This is a genomic window from Pseudomonas sp. GM21, from assembly GCF_000282215.1.
In the GTDB taxonomy this organism is placed as follows: Bacteria; Pseudomonadota; Gammaproteobacteria; order Pseudomonadales; family Pseudomonadaceae; genus Aquipseudomonas.
Genome location: NZ_AKJS01000117.1, coordinates 1 through 17,165, shown reverse-complemented (window position 1 = coordinate 17,165; position 17,165 = coordinate 1). Strand labels below are relative to the sequence as shown.

11 protein-coding genes and 3 pseudogenes are annotated in these 17,165 nt (G+C 56.8%); 12 read left to right on the top strand and 2 right to left on the bottom strand.

From position 1 onward, the window contains the following. Positions 1–58: 58 nt before the first annotated feature. Positions 59–682, top strand: a pseudogene (locus PMI22_RS0129540) (tyrosine-type recombinase/integrase). A gap of 298 nt (positions 683–980) precedes the next feature. Continuing rightward, the gene (locus PMI22_RS09615; protein WP_007947157.1) at positions 981–1,784 is read left to right on the top strand and encodes an alpha/beta fold hydrolase; all 804 of its coding nucleotides are present in this window, start codon (positions 981–983) and stop codon (positions 1,782–1,784) included. 43 nt (positions 1,785–1,827) lie between these two features. Here PMI22_RS09615 and PMI22_RS29980 read toward each other — a convergent pair whose 3' ends face one another. Then, positions 1,828–4,596: an MCP four helix bundle domain-containing protein gene (locus PMI22_RS29980; protein WP_162131652.1), complete on the bottom strand. Its 2,769-nt coding sequence runs from the start codon at positions 4,594–4,596 to the stop codon at positions 1,828–1,830. Positions 4,597–6,579: 1,983 nt separating this feature from the next. Between PMI22_RS29980 and PMI22_RS29975 the strand changes: the two genes are divergently transcribed. Then, positions 6,580–8,301 (top strand): diguanylate cyclase, encoded by a 1,722-nt coding sequence (locus tag PMI22_RS29975; RefSeq protein ID WP_007947154.1) that lies wholly within the window; start codon positions 6,580–6,582, stop codon positions 8,299–8,301. 914 nt (positions 8,302–9,215) lie between these two features. Here the strand turns inward: PMI22_RS29975 and PMI22_RS09620 are convergent. Then, positions 9,216–9,908, bottom strand: a complete 693-nt coding sequence (locus PMI22_RS09620) for a winged helix-turn-helix transcriptional regulator (protein WP_007947153.1) — start codon at positions 9,906–9,908, stop codon at positions 9,216–9,218. Positions 9,909–10,012: 104 nt separating this feature from the next. Here PMI22_RS09620 and PMI22_RS09625 point away from each other — a divergent pair, with 104 nt between their 5' ends. From PMI22_RS09625 to PMI22_RS09655, 9 genes and pseudogenes are all read left to right on the top strand, one after another. After that, on the top strand, positions 10,013–10,954 hold the full coding sequence (locus PMI22_RS09625; protein ID WP_007947152.1) for a carbon-nitrogen hydrolase family protein: 942 nt from the start codon (positions 10,013–10,015) through the stop codon (positions 10,952–10,954). A gap of 70 nt (positions 10,955–11,024) precedes the next feature. Next, on the top strand, positions 11,025–11,459 hold the full coding sequence (locus PMI22_RS09630; protein WP_007947151.1) for a GFA family protein: 435 nt from the start codon (positions 11,025–11,027) through the stop codon (positions 11,457–11,459). Between the two features lie 97 nt (positions 11,460–11,556). Continuing rightward, a pseudogene (locus tag PMI22_RS0129525) lies at positions 11,557–11,988 on the top strand (zinc-binding dehydrogenase); the annotation flags it as partial. A gap of 316 nt (positions 11,989–12,304) precedes the next feature. Then, positions 12,305–12,439: pseudogene (locus tag PMI22_RS32075) on the top strand (flavodoxin); the annotation flags it as partial. 53 nt (positions 12,440–12,492) lie between these two features. Beyond that, positions 12,493–13,662, top strand: coding sequence for a (R)-mandelonitrile lyase (locus tag PMI22_RS09635; RefSeq protein ID WP_007947149.1), 1,170 nt, complete (start codon positions 12,493–12,495; stop codon positions 13,660–13,662). Between the two features lies 1 nt (position 13,663). After that, positions 13,664–14,746, top strand: coding sequence for an alpha/beta hydrolase (locus tag PMI22_RS09640; RefSeq protein ID WP_007947148.1), 1,083 nt, complete (start codon positions 13,664–13,666; stop codon positions 14,744–14,746). 42 nt (positions 14,747–14,788) lie between these two features. After that, positions 14,789–15,844 (top strand): alpha/beta hydrolase, encoded by a 1,056-nt coding sequence (locus tag PMI22_RS09645; RefSeq protein WP_007947147.1) that lies wholly within the window; start codon positions 14,789–14,791, stop codon positions 15,842–15,844. A 94-nt stretch (positions 15,845–15,938) separates the two neighbouring features. Further along, complete coding sequence (locus PMI22_RS09650; protein ID WP_007947146.1) at positions 15,939–16,832, top strand: LysR family transcriptional regulator; 894 nt, start codon at positions 15,939–15,941, stop codon at positions 16,830–16,832. Between the two features lie 82 nt (positions 16,833–16,914). Next, positions 16,915–17,097 carry a hypothetical protein gene (locus tag PMI22_RS09655; protein ID WP_007947145.1) on the top strand — a complete coding sequence of 61 codons (183 nt, stop codon included), beginning with the start codon at positions 16,915–16,917 and terminating at the stop codon, positions 17,095–17,097. Positions 17,098–17,165 lie beyond the last annotated feature (68 nt).

Here is a 17,165-nt window from a genome sequence, read left to right as displayed (position 1 = left end):
TCCAGCCGCTTGCACGCCCGTTAGCAGCCGTTTGGGCCGCTGACGCGGCCCAAACGGCATTACGAACTTCTATGTCAAATACAGCCATCAGTCTTGGAACAAGGGAAAGCTTGTCGGGCAGAAAACCCCGCTCCGAGTCAGAGATATCTGGGCCATTCGCGTAAGACTTCAGCTTGCTGAAAAGACACGGGATCTGGCACTTTTCAACTTGGCCATCGACAGCAAACTGCGTGCCATTGACTTAACCAAGCTGCGAGTCCGAGACATAGCCCAAGGGGAACATGTGTCGTCACGGGCCATCGTGATGCAGCAGAAAACCCACCACCCAGTGCAATGTGAAATCACTGAGCAAACCCGAACGGTACTGGGGGCTTGGATGCATCAAGCCCGCCTTCACGACGAGGATTTCTTGTTCCCGAGCCGGTTGCACGACTCAGACCATCTATCCACTAGGCAATACGCCCGAATAGTCAAAGCGTGGGTGACAGCCATTGGCCTTGACCCAACGATGTACGGTACTCACACGCGACGGCGAACCAAGGCATCGTTGATCTATCGCAGGACAAAGAACGTGAGAGCAGTTCAACTCTTGCTGGGACATACGAAGCTTTAAAGCACCGTCAGGTACTTGGGCATCGAGGTCGATGATGCCCTGGAAATGGCAGAGCAGACAGAAGTCTGACCATCCAGCACCAACAGCAAGGGCCGCGAAGGTGTTTTAACTTCATCTATGTGGTTTACCTGATGCGAACGGGGCGCATGACGGCGCTGCGATCACGGAGGATCCACCTTCGTGTGCTGATGAATGTGCTCGGCATCCTGTTTCTGGCCAAGGCGATGGTCTTGCTGTCCTGGTGATGCGTTGCCATGCTGACTTCGACGTAGCAGGCAATTCACTGCACTGAAGCCTTCAAGGGCTCTTGATTTGTGGGAGTACTAGATTTTTTCCAACCCGCCTGAAAGATCAGTTGAGAAATTCAATGTCATCAGTTGTCAGTGTTGAAACACTTTGGATCGTTACGCCGCATGGGCGGCTGTTTACTCGACGCTGGTTCCCGGCGGGTGAGGAGGGCAGTCAGCTAAAACCGCCAATTATTCTTTTTCATGATTCCCTTGGATGCGTCGAATTATGGCGAGACTTTCCCGAACGGCTCTGTCAGGCAACGGGTCATGAAGTCATTGCCTACGACCGACTCGGCTTCGGGCAGTCGGATCCACACCCCGAGAGTTTGCCGATGCATTTCATACGCGACGAAGCCGAGCGCTTCTTTGCCTTTATCAAATCCGCGTTGCAAATCGACCGCTTTGTTGCCATGGGCCATAGCGTTGGTGGTGCGATGGCGGCGTGTTGCGCATCCTTGTATCCGCAGAGCTGCGTTGCATTGATCACCGTTTCTGCACAAGCGTTTGTTGAGGAGCAGACGCTGCGCGGTATTAAAGAAGCCAAGGTGCAGTTTGAAGAGCCGGGGCAAATGGTGCGCCTTGAGAAATATCATGGCGATAAAGCGCAGTGGGTGCTGTCCGCCTGGACGGATACTTGGCTTTCGGCGTCGTTCAGCGGATGGACGATTGAAGACACCATCGATGTGATTCATTGCCCGCTGCTTGCGTTTCATGGGGAACAGGATGAGTACGGATCCGCGTTACATCCCATGCGCATTGCCGGGCTCACGAAGGCACTCGGGAAATATCTGATTCTGGAAGATTGTCATCATGTCCCGCATCGAGAAGCTCCAGACCTCGTTTTGGATGCAGTAGGCCGGTTACTCGAAACAAGCCGCTGATGAGTGATTGCGCAGCGGTGAGTACTATCGTCACGAGCGGCGGCTACCCGTTCATTGCGTCTGCTTCATAGGTCAGCAGGGCCTCGCTCAGAATGACCTGCGCCCCCTCGAACTCGTATCGTTTCACCGCCCCCTCCAGTTGCGGGAAACTGTTGGCAAACGCACCGCGCAGGACGCCCGCATGTGTCGCGAAATACGGCACGGCCTGCGCATCAAAGTCACCCAGGAGCTCATCGAGATGTCGGCAAATCGCCTGCAACTCGCCAACGTCGATGGCTATTGGGGCTGCTTCGACCGCACAGGGCAGTTTCTCGCGCAATTGCCCCAGCAATGCCTCCAAAGGCGCAGTCAAATCTTGCAGACAGACCTGCAGCTCATCGAGTGGCCTCTTTGCACGCAATGCCTGCTCCAATGCATCTGCCGCCTGCGCGACGGTGTTGGCACCGATGGTCGCTGACATGCCCTTGCAGCTATGGGCCAGCAACTCGGCCGTCTCCAGTTCACCTACCGCCAGCGCCGCGCTCAGTTGCGACAGCAAGGAGCTCTGACCGGTCAGATAGCTATTCAACAAATCCAGATACAGACGGTGTTTGCCCAGCACTCGACGTAGCCCGGCCGACACGTCCACACCACAGAGATTCAAGTCCCCATCGGAGGTGATATCGGTCATTTGGGTGCCTACAGCCTCTGCCGTTGCGCCGGTAGGCTCGATCCAGCGCAGCAAAGTACGGAACAGTACGTCTGGGTCGATCGGTTTGACGACAAAATCCACCATGCCTGCATCCCTACAGCGTTCGCGATCGGCCAGCATGGCGTTGGCGGTCATGGCAACGATGGGCAGATCACGCTTGCCTGGCAAGGCACGTATGGCACGCGTCGCGCTCACGCCATCGAGTACGGGCATCTGCATGTCCATCAGCACCAAGTCGTAGCCGCACGTTTGCACCCGGTCGACGGCAATTTCTCCATTGCCAGCAATATCGACCAGCAATCCGGCATCGCTCAGCAGTTCGTTCGCCAGCTGCTGGTTCAGTGCGTTGTCCTCCACCAAAAGTACCCGCGCACCGAAAATCGCCGCCATGCTGCGGCCCATGGGAGCCTCCTGCGAAACACCGTGACGGGCGCTGTTATTGTCATCCACCGCCAGCATCCGGCCGCTGTGCGGGTTTGGCAGGTTTTTGCGCGCTTCTGACACGATGCCAACCCGAGCGGTGAACCAGAAGGTCGAACCCTGGCCCATGACGCTGTCCACGCCAACCGTGCCGCCCATCAATTCGGCCAGCTTCTTGGCAATCGCCAGGCCAAGGCCGGTGCCGCCGTATTGACGGGTCGTCGAGGTGTCCGCTTGCTGGAAGCTTTGGAACAGACGCCCCATTTGCTCTTCGGACAGACCGATGCCGGTGTCCTTGACCGCAAAATACAGCAGCGCATCGGACTCGCTGCGCTCCTGTAAACGAACCACGATTGAGATCTCACCCTGTTCGGTGAACTTGACCGCGTTGCCGGCAAAGTTGACCAGGACTTGCCCCAGGCGCAGCGGGTCGCCCATCAGCGTGGTCGGGACGTCGCTGGCCACATCGAGGATCAATTCCAGGTTGCGCTGCACGGCCCGCGTACCCACCAGGCTCACCACATTGTCGAGCAATTGCTCAACGGTAAACTCAGTCTGTTCGACATTGAGCATGCCGGCTTCGATCTTGGAAAAATCGAGCACGTCGTTGATGATGCCCAGCAAATGCTTGCCAGACTGCTGGATCTTGTCGATGTAATCGCGCTGGCGCGGGTTCAATTCGGTTTTCAGCGTCAGGTAGCTCATGCCGATGATCACGTTCATCGGCGTGCGAATCTCATGGCTCATATTGGCCAAGAAGTCGCTTTTGTGTTGGTCGGCGACCTGAAGTTGACGATTCTTTTCCTGGATTTCGGCGATCAGGCTGGCTTTCACCTTCATGCTGGCGGCTTGCTGCGCGAGCACATCCGTCAAGGCAGCAGTGCGTTCATCGACCTTTTGCTCCAATTGTGCGTAATACGCTTGCAGCTGTTCGAGCATTATTTTCAATGCGTACAACAGGCTGGAGCGGTCGCTGGCTTTGGTGTGCAGTGTCACTGTCAAATCACCGGCTGCCACCTTGCGCGCAATATCCGCTGCATAGGACGGCTCACCACCAATCTGCCGCACAATCATGCGGGTAATCAGCCAACCGATCAGGATGACCAGCGCAATGCCACCTATCACCAGGCCCACCATTGTCTGGCCGATCCGCCCCACGATTACATCGGCTTCGGCGATCCCGTGACTGGCGGTATCCTCGTTGATCTTGATCATCGTCTCCAAGGTTGTCTGCAATACCGTGTAGTACGGCATAACCTCAACCTGCAGCACCGCGAGCCCCTCCAGATTCCTGTTCGCCACCCCCAATGCCAGCGCTTTCTGCGCCGCCTGGATATAGAGCGGCCATTGCTGGTCGAACACGCTCAAGTTTTGTTTCTCGCCATCAACCAGTAACGTCTGGCGATACGCATTCATGAGGTCGACGATGTGGCGCTCCGACGCCTGGTTTTTCGGTGTCAGGGACGCCATCACTTTCAGGTCGGTTTCCGTGCAAGCCCTGTAAATCCGGGCCATATTCTCCTTCAGTTCACTATTGGCATACCCCAGATCGCGGATCGGCACCAGACGGTCGGCGTACATGCTGGCCATCATGTCGGCAACCTTGTAGATATTCATGTAGGCGAGTACGCCAATCATCAATGCCATTGCGGAAACTGCAAGGAACGTGAAGATCAGTTTTGCCCCCAGCTTTAACTTCATGAACCACTGCATACTTTCTCTCCGGCCACATAGCGTGAAACTGATCACACTGTGCTCTATGTCCGGCAGAACCGGCGGTTGCACGTACTGGTACTTGTCCCCCGAAGACGGCTGGCCATGGGGTTAACGTGCGCAATTGAGCGCTGCCGAGTCGATCATAACCAAGACTCCGCAATAAGTCGGTCGAGCTTCCCCCAATCAGCCATACCCAATATCCTTGTGGTATTGAGGCCGCGTATTAGGGCATGCCCCATCCAGCATCCGCTCTGAATTGGAATGTATTGCGCCCAGCCGAGCAATGAAAAACGATGATTTCCATGAAAGGGTCTGGTGCAGTGAGCAGCTATACGCGAACAGAGAGTAAGGCCGCCCGATAAAGGCAATGGATTTGCTCCCGTCGAGTTGCTATTCGTTATGCAGTGAAGCCCAAGAAGAATGCGATAGAAGAAACGGCATGTAGCGACGAAGCTGAGCCGCACTCATCTGCGGCACACCTGTCAGGTATATAGGGTACCAACGCGGGATATAGGCTTTGCCTGCAAACTCGATCTGCTTCGTCCACGGAATCAACTTGGCTGTTTGCTTCCTTTGAGCGTGACAGCTCTGCGTCTCCCTGTCGGGCACTACTAACTGACTCGGATGCTCAGCATTCAATGTCGAGCAAACAGCGTCTGCCTCTCTCTTAACCTTGAAGAAACCATGCTTACTAGCTGAACCGCTTTCTACAAGATCAACGACCCTGTATCGCTTGCTGCCATCGCCCAGTGTGGTGGTCTCATCACTCTGAATCTTGCGTGCATGGTTGCTTTCCGTGATTGCACATGCAGTGGGTTTTTAGAGTAAAGCGGCTGAAAAACGACAGATCAGCTACAAACTATTAAAAAACAATGGTGATCACATGAGTTGTCTTGTTTGTGCAGGTGTCGCAGAACGCATTCAGTGTCATGGCGCATGGGCGAAGAGAGATTGTCCGGCCGCCCGTGATCGCTATCGCATTGCAGATGCACTCGTGTTGGCGATGATCGAGGAGGGACAGATTTTCGATGTGAGCAAAACAAGGATTTGGCTTACCATCAAGCCTGTCTGAACGAGGCCCTGCGGGTCTGTGAAACAAGCGAGGGCCGGCGCTTAAAGGGTGCCTTTCATAAGTTTTCAGCGTTATTCATTGTTCAGCGAAGTGCAGGTCAACCTATTTCAGAGCGGTTTTGTCGAGGAGATGCCTTACTACGGCAGCTCTTGGCTATGCCGACGCAGAACGGTAAGAACAGCACGAGAATGGTGATGTTACCTGGCAAGTTGTGGCCTGCCGCACCGCCTGCCTTACGTCTGATAAACGCCGTCTTGGGGCCTGCTTGGTCAGTGCATTTATCTATTTGAATTTGTAGTACCTGTTGCTGGCTCGTAGGGATGAACGAATTGCCTCTCAGGTCACTAAGCCCAGCCAACTTGAGAAACGCAACAACAGGGTTTTCAGATGCTCAGTGACACCCAATTCTGGAAGCTGTTACGCCAAGAATTGCTCCCTCTCCAACGTCTGGGCCTCAGGCGGCGGGCAAAGTGTCTGGCACCGGTTGTTTCTGTGGGGAGCCAAGACGTCATGACTTACTCCGAGCGCCCGATGCATTTCATTTCCTGCCTGCCGCGGTCAACCTCGACGTTATTGCCGTCTGTGCTGTTTCGGCTGGATAGAAAAGACGGGGCGTCAACCGAAATGGCTGGTAGCAGAAGCCGTGAAAAAACCGGCCTAAATCTACGCAGCAGCGTTTTCCTGACACTTTCTAGCCAGCTGCAGGCTGATAGCCCTCTTCGAGCTTTTGAAAACTGACTTGTCGTGGACGAAGTAGCGCTTCCCGTAGAGATCCGCAGGTCAGAAAACCAGATTCTTACGCGGTTGCAACGGAATCCGGCCGCTTTGGCCGACGTGCTAACTAAGTGAAACCTTGATCCATTGTCCATCAGCGCATGACGAACCGAGTCAAAAACATGACAGAAGAACTTATGCCAAGTCCGCCATCTCTTTCTAGCCCTTCCGTCGCGCCCCGTTTTGGACTCAGCAAGAAAATCGGGATTGTGTTCCTGGCGCTGCTGCTGCTCGGGCTTGGCAATATCCTGGTCGTGCACGCCATGTTCGCGGAATTCACCGGTTTTGACGAAACGATGCGGGTTGCGGGCAAAATGCGTTACCTCGGTCACCGGATGGCGCTCAACACCAGCAGCTTTTTGAACGGATGGTCTCCCGGCAAGGAGGCTGCGATATCAGACATCAAGAGCTATGAGGATGCGGTCAGAACGCTGATGCACCGAGGAAATACAAATAGCGATCAAATACGGCGAATGACACCGCCACAGCAGCTCAAGTTAGAAGAGATCAGAATCGCCTGGCAGCGCTACCGCGAAGATATCGAGTCGGCGCTGCTGCGTGACGGTACCTCCCGTCCGGATGCAAGGCAGATGGGCGCTCTTGCCGAGAGTTCACAACGTTTGCTCGACGATGTCGATCAGCTGATGGTATCACTGATAAAGGAGATGCACCGCGAACAGGAAGACGAGCTAAATATCGCTTATCTGTTGTTGGTGGTGGACATACTGTTCCTGGGCGGGATGTGGTTGATTGTCCGGCTAAGCTTCGTTCGTCCGGTGCTGAGGCTCGCGCAGGGCAGTCGCGAACTGGCAAACGGCAACTATCAAGTCCATATCGAACACCAGCCCAATGATGAGGTGGGGCAGTTGGTGGATGCCTTTAATGACTCCGCGCGGCGGATCGGCACTCTGATTGGTAACCTCGAGCAGGAACACCTGAACCTCATGCGTGCTGAATCGATGTTTCGCGGCGTGGCTGAAACTTCAGCAGTCGGCGTCTACATAATCCAGGATCATAAATTCGTGTTTGCGAATACACGACTCGCTCAGATGTTCGGCGTTGAGCAACATAGGCTCCTTGAATCGCTCGGTGTGTTCGACCTGGTGGCGGAAGGTGATCACGATCTGCTCGAAGCCAATATGCCATTGCACCCAGATGGCAGGATCGAGGGCCTGGCCAGCGAATACCAAGCGCGCAGGAAAGATGGATCGTTGTTCGATCTGGCGGTGTACGGATCGGGTATGTCACTTAACGGACGACCCGCAAAGATTGGCATCGCCATGGACATCACTGAGCGTAAGGCGGCTGAAGAAGTCATCCGCAAACTGGCGTTCTACGACCGAATGACCGGTTTGCCAAACCGCCGAATGATGGAAGATCGGCTGGGACAACTGATCGCGCTCGCCAAACGGGAAGAACGTAAGCTGTCGTTACTGTTTATTGACCTGGACAAGTTCAAGGCGGTCAATGACCAACACGGGCATGAGGCCGGAGATTGGTTATTGGCCCAGGTCGCATCCCGTATGAGGTCTGTACTGCGTGAGTCTGATACCGCCTCGCGAATTGGCGGTGATGAATTCGTCATCCTCCTGCCGGATGCCGGGAATGCAGAAGATGCCGTTGTGGTTGCGGAGAAAATCCGCCTGATACTTGAACAACCTTTTGTCATGGATAACGGTGTAACACTCTTCATTTCATCAAGTATCGGCGTGGTGATATATCCCGACTTGGCTGACAATTTGCGCGATTTGCTGCGCTATGGCGACGAAGCCATGTACCGCGCCAAGAGAGGCGGCAGGAATGCCGTCGAGGTGTTTACCCTGTTGCAGCTGACCGAAAACTGACCCAGGTGTTCAACTGCTTCTGCTCAATTTTTGAGCAGGAGAACACAGGGTGATCAGCATGGAAATGATGGGCAAAATTCGGCGCATGTATTTTCGCGACAAGCTGTCGCTGCATCTAAGCGCTCCATGAAACGTAAGCGTCGCTTTTTCTTGCCGTATTCGGCAAGGGCTATTCATTCATTGCCATGGTCAGATCGGCGAACATCACAGCTGGCGGGTTCTGGAAGAATGAGGAGCTATCCGTTGTGTTATGTGGGTAAACGAGTGACGCAATCCCTGCCCAATACGCGGTCTACATCAAGAAGCTTTCTCTGCTGATGGCTTCCTGGTTGATGCAAAACCTGCAGAAGCTCCAGTACCGCTCAGCTTCGACACTACGACTCATTTCTTCTATCGCATTCTTCTTGGGCTTCACTACGGCTCATATAGCAGTCTGGAAGTCTTTGGTCTTGATGCCTGTCCAGGATGAGATAGCCGCGAGCAACGTGACTCGCTGGATTTGCGCTTCCACTGTCTTGGTTATGCTCCATTGGTCTTGCGTTTACCACAACGAATCGAACGGACATCTTGTCTCCCCCTAGGTACGACGTTTAGGTTTAGCGGGGGCATACCAGTATTTCAAGTCTTGGGAAAAAGATGACAATCAAGCAACGCAACGGCGTTTTTCAAGGTAGCTGTGCTTGATTTTACTCAGGCTGAAAACCGATTTTTTCAACAGAATCGGTCGACTACGGCCCTTCGCGACAGTCAGAAATCGTCCAAAAAATGAACGGTCAGCACCAGGCAGCTACCGGCAAAAAGCAGCTAACGGGATTTAGAGAGGAGAGAGTAGGCCATTCACATTAGTGGTTTTTATGGCAAGCATCCTCAGCCCAAGTGCTTGCCAGTCCAACCCTTACGTTTTTCGATAGTTATTACAAAGGTACGATTGCAGCGCTCCGGGTGCCGGCAAACGCACTCGTGCCGAGCCAGCGCCACAGGTTTTCCGCATCCTGCACGGCACCGTCCACACGCAACTCACGCGACAGAAGAACCTCCCTGGGTGTGCGGTCGCCAGTCCACACTTCGGTCAACGCGCGCACGCTAGAGTCCACGACGAGTGTGAGTTCGCGACCAGGGTCGTCGCGGCACAGATCGGCCACGCCATGTTCGACCACCAGCCACCACTCTTGCTCGCCGGAGCGTGCGTCGCGGAACCTGAATTGAATGACCACCGCTCGGGACGGGAACATCTCGATGCGCGCGAACCGGCGCACGTCCCACATGAGCAGGCCCGCGTCGAGTTCGTTATCGCCAAGGCGGCTGCCTATCCAGCGCGCGCCCCAATGGCCTAGCGCCATAATGATGGGGCGCAAATCCTCGCCTGCTTCAGTCAGGCTGTACTCCCAGACTTTGCCTGCGGCCGTGCGATGTACGACACCGATCTCTTCCAGGTGGCGCAGCCGCTGTGCCAGCAAACTGGTGGACATCCGGGGTACGCCGCGGTGCAGTTCATTGAAGCGTTTACTGCCGCACAGCAGCTCGCGCACGACCAAGGGCGTCCAGCGTTCGCACAGTGCTTCAGCACCGCGTGCGACGGTGCAGAACTGACCGTAGCTTTCGTCCATCGCCTCTCCTCCGCAACTACAACACTTCAGATTCTGAACTAGTCCCGCGACTTCACCACGCGCACGCTGAAGCCCTCGATAGCCCAACGCCACAGGAGAACTTCATGACCACGATAGCCATCATTCAGCGACCGCCCGTGCTGCTCGATCGCAGCGCGACGATCGCCCGAGCCGTGCAATCGGTCGCTGAGGCCGCTGCGGCGGGAGCCTCGCTGATCGTTTTACCCGAACAGTTCATTCCAGGTTACCCGTCATGGATCTGGCGGCTGGCGGCGGGAAGGGACGGGGCTTTAATGGGCCAGTTGCATGCGCGGCTCCTGGCCAACGCCGTCGATATTGCGAACGGTGACCTGAGCGAGTTGTGCGAGGCCGCCCGCGTTCACGCCGTGACGATCGTTTGCGGCATCAATGAATGCGAGCGGCGCAATGGCGGCGGCACGCTCTACAACAGCGTAGTCGTTATCGGCGCGAACGGCGAAGTGCTCAACCGTCACCGCAAGCTGATGCCAACCAATCCCGAGCGCATGGTGCATGGCTTCGGTGATGCGTCCGGATTGCGTACGGTCGATACCCCCATCGGGCGCGTGGGTGCGCTTATCTGCTGGGAAAGCTACATGCCATTGGCGCGCTATTCACTGTATGCCCAGGGGGTGGAAATCTACATCGCTCCCACGTACGACTCTGGCGAGGGCTGGATCTGCACGATGCGACATATCGCACTCGAAGGCCGATGCTGGGTGCTCGGCAGTGGTACCACGCTGCGCGGCAGCGACATTCCCGATGACTTTCCGGCTCGTGCGCAACTGTTTCCCGATCCGGACGAATGGATCAACGACGGCGACTCGGTGGTGGTCAACCCCCAAGGCCGCATCGTGGCCGGTCCGTTACACCGAGAGGCAGGCATTCTGTATGCGGACATCGATGTCTCAGTCGTGGCGCCAGCGAGGAGGGCGCTCGACGTCACCGGGCACTATGCGCGCCCTGACATTTTCGAACTGCAGGTTCGACGCACGCCGGCGACAGCGGTGCGCTACATCGACGGCTGACGCCGGTAGCGCTCAGGCGATCCATCGCAACGCCAGCGGCATCCGTAACCACTGATCAAGGAGTCATGCCATGAGCATTCAAAGTTCTTACACCGGCAGTTGTTTTTGCGGCGCCGTCGAGTTCACCGTCAGCGGTGAGCCGGCCGCCATGGGTTATTGCCATTGCGAGTCGTGTCGGCATTGGTCAGCAGGGCCGGTCAATGCCTTCACGCTGTGGAAACCCGACGCGGTGCAAGTCACTCGGGGGGCTGACCACATTGGCACCTACAACAAGACCCCGCAGAGTTATCGCAAATGGTGCAAGCACTGCGGCGGGCACCTCTTCACTGAACACTCGGGGATGGGGCTTATCGACGTGTATGCCGCGCTCATCCCGGATCTCGCGTATTCGCCAGGCGTTCACGTCCACTATCAGGAGACCGTGCTGCACATCAAGGATGGATTGCCCAAGCTGAAGGATGTCCCCCAGGAATTAGGGGGATCGGGTGTCAGCATGGACGAATAGTGCCAGCACGCTTTTACTGATCGAGGTGGCATGCACGCGAAACCGGCACACCACCTCGACACCGCTGGATCAGTTAGCCATTCGTCGCTCCCGGCCAGCCCAGAACCTGCAAACCGTGAAGGGACTGGGGGCGGTGGCGGGCATCAATTACAGAACGACGCCGAATTGGGCGAACGAAGTGCTGAAGCTGACCGGAGGCAAGGGCGTGGATCTGCTGCTCGATGTGGCGGGCGGCAACGGCATCAACCAATCGGTCGCAGCGACCAAGGCATCCGGGCGGATTGCGCAAATCGGCTTTTTGACCGGGCAGACCGTTGAACTCAATCTGATGCCACTCATTTTCCGCCAGACGACCATTCGCGGTATCGCCGTGGCACCACGCTCATCGTTTGACCGGATGAATGCGTTCCTCAATGAGCACAAGATTCGTCCTGTGATCGACCAAGTGTATCCGTTCGAGCAAGCACGAGAAGCTTACGAGCATCTCGCGAAAGGGGCGTTTGGGAAGGTTGTCATCAAAATCGCTTGATACTGCTGAAAGCACCGATTGGGCTAATGCCGATCAGTTAAGGCGCTGAACGCCGAAATCCTTGTGGGAGCGAGCCTGCTCGCGATGACGGTGGCACAGTCTACACTTGCGTTGCCTGACAATCCGCCATCGCGAGCAGGCTCGCTCCCACAGGTTTTTGCCCTTTAACTGATCGGCATTAACCAATCGGGCGCCTTCAGACTGATGAATGCACCTCATGAACCCTTGCCGATTTACCCGTCTAGTGCCGATCCCTTAGCTCGCTTACTGTTTGCGCAGCGGTATTGCACCAGGCCGACGTGCCCTGAGTGCGCCAAATACTGGTTCCGTTCTCCAAAGCCATGCGCCCAAGTCCACCGTGATGGAGGGGTTCGTCATGGAGGGTGAGCAGGAGCGCAAAACCATGGAACGCGTGAACGCATGGTTGAGCGACCGCCATCTCACACGCTAATGCGCGTTTCTCCTCTGCCTTGCTGTCGACTACCCCCTTTAGGAGCACCATCAATGAATCCCCTGATTGCCCCACTTGTTGCGTTGTCGCTCTTGGCCGGAGAAACCTGCGCCCAGGCCTCCAGCGAAATCCGGATCAGCAGTGCAGGCTCTCAGCCTTCAGTGAAGGGCGCTGCAGAAAACTTCACGGGCACGGTACGTGTTGATGAGCTGTTCAAGGGTGATCACCCAGCCCGCATCGGCGGTGGCACGGTGACCTTCGAACCCGGCGCGCGCACGGCGTGGCATACCCATCCGCTGGGGCAAACGCTGATTGTCACTGCCGGCGTCGGTTACGTGCAGCAAGAGGGCGGCCCACGTCAGGAAATCCATCCGGGTGACATCGTCTGGATCCCGCCGCAAACACGTCACTGGCATGGGGCTACTGCCGCCAACGGTATGACCCACATTGCAATCGCCGAAGCCGAAGACGGCAAAGCCGTCACCTGGGCGGAAAAGGTCTCAGAGGCGCAGTACGAAGGGGCGAGCGTTGCCGCTCAGAAAGTCGTGCCATCGCAAACCGTCACCCACACACAACCCGCTTCAGACACGCTGTCGGCCAAGCAACAGACCATCCCGCTGATCGCAGCCTTCATGGCCACGAGCGATATGCCCACGCTCAACGTTGCGTTGAATCAAGGGCTCGATGCCGGGCTGACGGTCAGCGAAGCCAAGGAAATCCTGACGCAGCTCTACGCCTATGTCGGTTTTCCGCGCAGCCTGAATGCACTGACTGAGCTGATGAACGTTGTCGAAGCGCGCAAACAACGTGGCATCCACGACGCTCCTGGACGTGAACCCAGCCGAGCCATTCCAACAGGTGAGGCCTTGCTTGCAGCAGGAGCGGCCAATCAAACCCGTATCTCGGGCGGACCGGTCAAGGGACCGGTGTTCGATTTCGCGCCTGTCATCAACCAGTTTTTACAAGCCCATCTGTTCGGCGACATCTTCGAGCGCGACAACCTCGACTGGCAAAGCCGGGAACTGGCTACCGTCGGGGCTCTGGCCGCAACGCCGGGTGCGGAGTCGCAGTTGCGCTCGCACATGCGGGCGAGCATGCGGGTAGGGCTGAGCGCGGAGCAACTGCGCCAGGTCAGCGAGGTTCTGGCCGAGCGCGGGGATGAACTCTCCGCCAAACGGGCAAGTACAGCCCTGACACAAGCACTTGCTGCTTCGGGAGGTTGATATGAAAACTGGAAAAAATCTGCGGAGCATGGCCCTGCTGGGCTTGCTTGCCACCGGTGCGGCCGATGCCAGTGACTCAAGCCGTATCGTTGCTCCCTTGATGATTCAGGAGCAAGGCAGCTTCGCCGCTGGCGGGACGATGATTACCGCACCGGGCACGTTCAACCCACGTATACCCATGACACCTGATGGCCAGACCTACCACGGTGACCATGCCTACACCTTCTACCAAATCCCGGTCGATGCCCGAAAGCTGCCCATCGTCATGTGGCACGGTGCAGGCCAGTTCTCCAAGACCTGGGAAACCACCGCTGATGGCCGGGAAGGTTTCCAGAACATCTTCCTGCGCCGCCAGTTCGGCGTGTACCTGATCGACCAGCCGCGTCGTGGCGATGCCGGGCGCAGCATGGTCGAGGCGACGGTCAAGCCCGTGCCGGACGAGCAACTCTGGTTCAACCAGTTCCGCATCGGCCTGTGGCCCGACTATTTCGACGGTGTGCAGGTTGCCCGGGATGCGCAAACGCGCGACCAGTTTTTCCGCGCGATGACGCCGAACACCGGGCCGTTCGACATGGGCGTGGTTGCTGATGGCGTGTCGGCGGTCTTCGACAGAATCGGCCCCGGCATCCTGTTCACTCACTCACAGGGTGGCGGTCCCGGTTGGTTGACGGCGATCAAGAACAACAAGGTCAAGGCCATTGTGGCCTTCGAGCCGGGCAGCAGCTTCGTGTTCCCGGAGGGTGAATTACCTGCGCCGATTCCCAGCGCGTTTGACACGGTGCAGGGGACGGCGGTGCCGATGGAGCAATTCATGGCGTTGACGCACATTCCGATCCTTGTCCTCTACGGCGACAACATCCCGGAGCAGGCCGTCGACTTGCCTGCCCAGGACAGTTGGCGCGCCCGACTCACGATGGCCCGGCTATGGCGCGATGCCGTCAACCGGCATGGCGGGGACGTGAGGCTGATCCACTTGCCGCAGATGGGTATCAAGGGCAATACCCACTTCCCCATGTCGGATTTGAACAACGTACAGATCGCAGACCTGGTGTCCAGATTCCTCGCAGAGAAAAAGCTGGACTGACGAGACGTACGCCGCTGCATCTTTAATGCTCAGGAGCATCACATGAGAAACACGTTTTTGAAGGCAACCTTCATGGCCGCGATGGTCGGTCTCTCTGCTGGCGAGGCCGGAGCCGCGGACTCTAAAAAGAACCTGTTTACGCTGGCTTACGACGGCGCAATGACCAGCAATGAGCCCGGCAAGGTCAATATCCATCCGGTCACCTACAAGCTCAATGACCTGGTCATCGCCGCCAATGTCTACACCCCGGCCAACTACGATGCGAAGAAGGTCTATCCAACGGTGGTGGTGGCGCACCCCAACGGTGGAGTGAAAGAGCAGGTGGCGGGTTTGTACGCGCAGCGACTGGCTGAGCAGGGATATATCACCATTACTGCAGATGCCGCGTACCAAGGCGCAAGTGGCGGACAACCGCGCAGTGTCGACAAGCCCGCGAACCGCATTGAAGATATCCACGGCATGGCGGACTTCATCACACAGTACGCGGGTGTTGATGGGAAACGCCTGGGCCTGCTCGGCATCTGCGGCGGTGGTGGCTACTCGTTGGCCGCAGCGCAAACCGACAAGCGATTCAAGTCGGTGGCGACGGTGAGCATGTTCAACTCGGGACGGGTGCGTCGCAATGGCTACAACGACTCTCAACTGGACACGATTCAACAACGCCTGCAACAGGCTTCCGCAGCCCGCGCCCAGGAAGCGGCCGGCGGCGAAGTGCTCTACTCAGGGGATGCCAATCTCACCGACGAGCAGATCGCCAAACTGCCGTTCGACTTGTATCGCCAGGGTTACGAGTATTACTGGAAGACGCACGCGCACCCCAGCTCGACCTTCAAATACACCACGAGCAGCCTGTTGGACCTGATGCGCTTCGACGCCACCCAACAGATCGAACTGATTAATCAGCCGTTACTGATGATCGCGGGCAGCAAGGCCGACAGCCTGTACATGACCCAGGATGCGTTCCCCAAAGCCACGGGCACCCAGGACAAGGAATTGTTCATTATCGACGGCGCAACACATATCGAAACCTACTGGGTGCCCCAGTATGTCGACGCCGCTGTCGGCAAGCTGACAGGGTTCTACGCAAGAACCCTGTAATTCGCTGTTCATTTGACACAAATGAAGAGGGTTTCAAATGCTCGCCGCTGATTACATGGGATGATCCCGTGCTCCTCATGAGAGGTTCTCATCAATGCCCCGAGCCTATCTCAACGACCTGCAAGCCTTCGTGGTCATCACCCGCGAAGGCAGCTTCACCCGCGCCGCCGCACAGCTGGGCGTCTCGCAGTCCGCCCTGAGCCATACAATGCGCGCTCTGGAAACACGGCTTGGCGTTCGGCTGCTGACCCGAACCACGCGCAGCGTATCCCCCACCGAGGCAGGCCAGCGGTTGTATCACTCCATGGCGCCACGGTTCGAAGAAATTGAATTTGAGCTGGCCGCCGTCAGTGAGTTTCGTGATACCCCGGCCGGCAACGTGCGGATTTCAGCCTCCGAACACGCCGCGAACAACATACTTTGGCCGAAATTATTGAAGGTTCTTCCCGGCTACCCGGACATCAAAGTGGAAATCACCGTCGACTACGCCCTGTCCGACATTGTCGCGCAGCGTTACGACGCAGGAGTGCGTCTGGGCGATCAAGTGGCCAAGGACATGATTGCCGTGCCGATCGGTCCGTCGTTGCGAATCGCAGTCGTGGGATCACCTGAGTATTTCAAACAGCAGCCTTTTCCGAAGGAACCGGGTGATTTGGCCTCACACAATTGCATCAATTTGCGACTGCCCACCCATGGAAGCCTGATGCAATGGGATTTTGAAAAAGACGGTCACGAACTGAAAGCGCGTGTCGAAGGGCAATGGACGTTCAACAGCAGTGGGCCGATCCTGCGCGCTGCCGTGGCGGGTTGCGGGTTGGGTTTCTTGCCGGAAGATATGGTGTCCAAGGAGCTTGCCGACGGAAGTCTTGTGCGGGTACTGGAGGATTGGTGCCAACCTTTTTCTGGCTACCATCTCTACTACCCTAACCGCCGTGAGCACTCGTCAGCGTTTGGGGTAGTGGTTGATGCGCTGCGCTATGAGCGCTGAGCAGTCAATCATTAAGGTGCTTTGGCGGCAGGCATCAATCCATGGCTAGACTCAATCACCTACATAGAAAGACGGGGGCATCATGAACTTCATTCTCTGGGTCATTCTCGGCACCAACGGCGCACAGCCCGCGACAGCGGTCGACCATGCCGAGTACAAGAATATGGAGGCGTGTCAGCACGCAGCCGATCAGATCAAGGAATCACTCGGAGGGGTTCAGTTCCAGATTCACACCCTCTGCACACCCACGGATAAGACAAAATAAAGCGCTTAGCACCTGTGTTTGTAGCAGCTGCCGAGCCTGCGAGGCTGCTGCTACGGGGCAGGGGAGGG